The 4,001-nt window shown below is 68.0% G+C and carries 4 protein-coding genes; all 4 read left to right on the top strand.

The genetic code is table 11. The annotated features are described in order from the left end of the window. Positions 1 to 861 (top strand): 3-phosphoserine/phosphohydroxythreonine transaminase (gene serC / locus AC1DOC_RS22970; protein ID WP_478130550.1); only part of this gene is annotated, 861 nt, incomplete at its 5' end. A gap of 24 nt (positions 862 to 885) precedes the next feature. Further along, on the top strand, positions 886 to 2,007 hold the full coding sequence (gene pheA / locus AC1DOC_RS22965; protein WP_412510596.1) for a prephenate dehydratase: 1,122 nt from the start codon (positions 886 to 888) through the stop codon (positions 2,005 to 2,007). A 14-nt stretch (positions 2,008 to 2,021) separates the two neighbouring features. Further along, positions 2,022 to 2,903 (top strand): prephenate dehydrogenase, encoded by an 882-nt coding sequence (locus AC1DOC_RS22960; RefSeq protein WP_478080199.1) that lies wholly within the window; start codon positions 2,022 to 2,024, stop codon positions 2,901 to 2,903. A 1-nt stretch (position 2,904) separates the two neighbouring features. Next, the coding region (gene aroA, locus AC1DOC_RS22955; RefSeq protein ID WP_478130549.1) for a 3-phosphoshikimate 1-carboxyvinyltransferase at positions 2,905 to 4,001 on the top strand (1,097 nt) is incomplete at its 3' end.

The following is a 4,001-nucleotide window of genomic DNA, read 5'->3' as shown; positions in this document are numbered from 1 at the left end:
GTGCCGATGAACCTGTCGCGCGGCACCGCCGCCGACTTCGTCATCACCGGCAGCTGGAGCATCAAGTCGCAGAAGGAAGCGCAGCGCTACTGCACGGCGAACATCGCCGCGAGCAACGCCGGCGACCATCACACTCGGCTGCCCGACCCTTCGACCTGGCAGCTCAGCAAGAACGCCTCGTACGTGCATCTGTGCACCAACGAAACCATCAACGGCATCGAGTTCCAGCAGCTACCCGACCTCGCGGCCCTTGGCAGCGATGCGCCGCTGGTCATCGACTTTTCGTCGCACGTGGCCTCGCGCAGCGTCGACTGGCGCCGTGTCGGCCTTGCCTTCGGCGGCGCCCAGAAGAACCTCGGACCGGCCGGGCTCACCCTGGTGATCGTGCGCGACGACCTGCTCGGGCATGCACTCGAGATCTGCCCGAGCGCGTTCAACTACAAGATCGTGGCCGACAACAAGTCCATGTACAACACCCCGCCGACCTGGGGCATCTACATGGCGGGGCTGACGTTCCAGTGGCTGCTGCAGCAGACCGAAGGCACGCTCACCGGGGTGGCCGCCATGGAGCAGCGCAACATCGCCAAGGCCAGGCTGCTGTACGACTTCATCGACGCCTCCCCGTTCTACGTCAACAAGATCGACCCGGGCTGCCGTTCGCGCATGAACGTGCCGTTCTTCCTGGCGGACGAGAGCCGCAACGACGCCTTCCTGGCCGGTGCGCGCGACGCCGGCCTGCTGCAACTCAAGGGCCACAAGTCAGTCGGCGGGATGCGCGCGAGCATCTACAACGCCATGCCGCTGGAAGGCGTACAGGCACTTGTGAGCTACATGCGAGAATTCGAGCGATCGCATGCCTAGGCGCATGCCCAGCTGCTCGCACCGATGACCGCCTCCGCTCCAACACCGCCCTCCTCTCCCGACAACTCCGAAAGCCTTGCCGATCTGCGCGTGCAGATCGACTCGCTCGACCAGCAACTGCTCGGCCTGCTCAATGAGCGGGCCCACGTGGCAGAGCTGGTGGGCGAGGTCAAGAAGCGCGAAGGCACCCCGTATTTCCGCCCCGACCGCGTGGCCCAGGTCATCGAGAAGATGCAAAAGAGCAATGCGGGCCCGCTCAAGGACCTGCATGTGGCCGCCATCTGGCGCGAAATCATGTCGGCCTGCCTGGCGCTCGAATCGCCGCAGCGCGTCGCCGTGCTCGGTCCCGAGGGCACCTTCTGCGAGCAGGCGGCCATCGAATACTTCGGCGGCGCGGCCGACCTGATCTACTGCGCCAGCTTCGACGAGGTGTTCCACGCCACGGCGGCCGGCAGCGCCCAGTACGGCGTGGTGGGCGTCGAAAACTCGACCGAAGGCGTGGTCACGCGCTCGCTCGACCTGTTCCTGCATTCGCCGACCCACGTGGTGGGCGAAGTCAGCCTGCTGGTGCGCCACCATCTGCTGCGCAGCAGCAACTCGCTCGAGGGCGTCGAGGCCGTGCTGGCCCACCCGCAGGCGCTGGCGCAGTGCCAGACCTGGCTGTCGAAGCACCTGCCCAATGCCGAGCGACGTGCCGTTTCGAGCAACGCCGAAGGCGCGCGGCTCGCGGCCACCAACCCGGCCTGGGCTGCGCTGGCCGGCGAACGCGCCGCCACCCGCTTCGGACTGCACATCGTGGCGCATGCAATCCAGGACGATTCGTACAACCGCACGCGCTTCTCCGTGATCTGCCTGCCGCAGACGCTGGCCATGCCGCCGGCCTCGGGACGCGACTGCACGAGCCTGATCGTCTCCGTGCCCAACCGTCCCGGCGCCGTGCACGACCTGCTGGTGCCGCTGAAGGTCAACAACGTGTCCATGACCCGGTTCGAGTCGCGCCCGGCGCGCACCGGCCAGTGGGAGTATTACTTCTACATCGACCTGGACGGCCATCCCTCGCAGCCCAACGTGGCTGCCGCGCTGGCCGAACTGCGCGGCCTCTGCGCGTTCTACAAGGTGCTGGGCGCCTATCCCGTCAAAGCCTGAGCCGGACAAGCACCATGTTCGAGCAATTGGGATTGATCGGCTGCGGCCTCATGGGCGGCTCCTTTGCGCTCGCGCTCAAGCGCGCGAAGCTCGTGAAACGCGTGGTCGGCTACAGCAAGTCGCCTTCCACCACCGAGCGGGCGCGCCAGCTCGGCGTGATCGACGTGGCGGCGCCTTCCGCGCTGCTGGCGGTCTCGGGCTCCGACCTCGTGCTGCTGGCGGTGCCGGTGGCGGCCTCGGAAGCCACCTTCAAGGCCATCCGCCATGGCATTTCGAGCGACACCCTCGTGATGGACGTGGGTTCGACCAAGGGCGACGTGATCGAAGCCGCGCGCAACGGCCTGCAGGACCAGTTCGCCCACTTCGTTCCGGCCCACCCGATTGCCGGCAAGGAGGTGTCGGGCATCGAGCACGCCGAGGCTTCGCTCTACGCCGGCCGCAAGGTCGTGCTGACGCCCGTCAAGGCCACGCTGCGCTCGAACGTGCAGCGCGCCTCGCAGATCTGGAGCGGCATCGGCGCCCACGTCGTCACCATGACRCACGAGGAGCACGACAGCGCCTTCGCGGCCGTGAGCCACCTGCCGCACCTGCTGGCCTTTGCCTATCTCAACGCGCTGATCGCGCAGCCGCAGGGCGGCGATTTCCTGCGCCTTGCAGGGCCGGGGTTCCGCGATTTTTCGCGCATTGCGGCCAGCGATCCGGTCATGTGGCGCGACGTGCTGCTCGCCAACCGCGAGCAGGTGCTGCTGCAATCGCAGGCCTTGCGCAAGTCGCTCTCCGATCTGGAGGCGCTGATCACGGCCGGCGATGCYCAGGCGCTCGAGCACTCGATCGCCGCCGCCAGCAAGGCCCGCGCCGCCTGGCAGCCCAACACCGACGCGCCCCAGGACTCCTGACATGTTCTCGACGGCATTCCTCGACATTCCTGCGCTGGCCGGGGCATCGGGCACCGTGCGGCTGCCGGGCTCCAAGAGCATTTCGAACCGCGTGCTGCTGCTGGCCGCSCTGGCGAGCGGAACCACCACGGTCCACGACCTGCTCGATTCCGACGACACCCGCGTGATGCTGGATGCGCTGCGCGCGCTCGGCTGCRGCATCGATGCGGCCGGCAGCACGCTGCGCATCACCGGCATCGGCGGCCAGCTGAAGCCAGGCGGGCCGATGCTGCCGCTTTTCCTCGGCAACGCCGGCACCGCGATGCGTCCGCTGACCGCCGCGCTGTCGCTGCTCGGCGGCGAATTCGAATTGAGCGGCGTGCCGCGCATGCACGAGCGGCCGATCGGCGACCTGGTCGATGCGCTGACCCAGCTCGGCTGCCGCATCGACTACCTGGGCAATCCCGGCTACCCGCCGCTGCGCATCCGCCCGGTCGATCACGGCGCGCTGGTGCTGGATGCGCCGATCCGCGTGCGCGGCGATGTCTCGAGCCAGTTCCTGACGGCGCTGCTCCTCGCGCTGCCTCTCGCCGCCCGCAAGGACATCGTGATCGAGGTTGTCGGCGAGCTGATCTCCAAGCCCTACATCGAGATCACGCTCAACCTGCTGGCGCGCTTCGGCATTGCGGTGCAGCGCGAGGGCTGGGAGCGCTTCACCATCCCCGCGGGCAGCCGCTACAGCTCGCCGGGCGACATCCACGTCGAGGCCGACGCTTCCTCTGCCAGCTATTTCATCGCGCTCGGCGCCATTGCCACGGGTGCTTCCGGCCAGGACAGCATCCGGATCGAAGGCGTGGGCGCCGATTCGATCCAGGGCGACATCCGCTTCATCGAGGCGGCGCGGCAAATGGGCGCGCAGGTCGACAGCGGGCCGAACTGGCTCGACGTGCGCCGCGGCGCCTGGCCGCTCAAGGCCATCGACCTGGACGCCAACCACATCCCCGATGCCGCGATGACCCTGGCGGTGATGGCGCTCTATGCCGACGGCCCCAGCACCCTGCGCAACATCGCCAGCTGGCGGGTCAAGGAAACCGACCGCATCGACGCCATGGCCAACGA

Source organism: Variovorax sp. 01T439_2 (assembly GCF_056398445.1).
Note: the sequence above shows the minus strand (reverse complement) of the source record. Positions and strands in the feature narration are given on the sequence as shown.

Coding starts and splice junctions, on each gene's coding strand:
- pheA (WP_412510596.1), top strand. CDS start 886: ATGACCGCCTCCGCTCCAACACCGCCCTCCTCTCCCGACAACTCCGAA.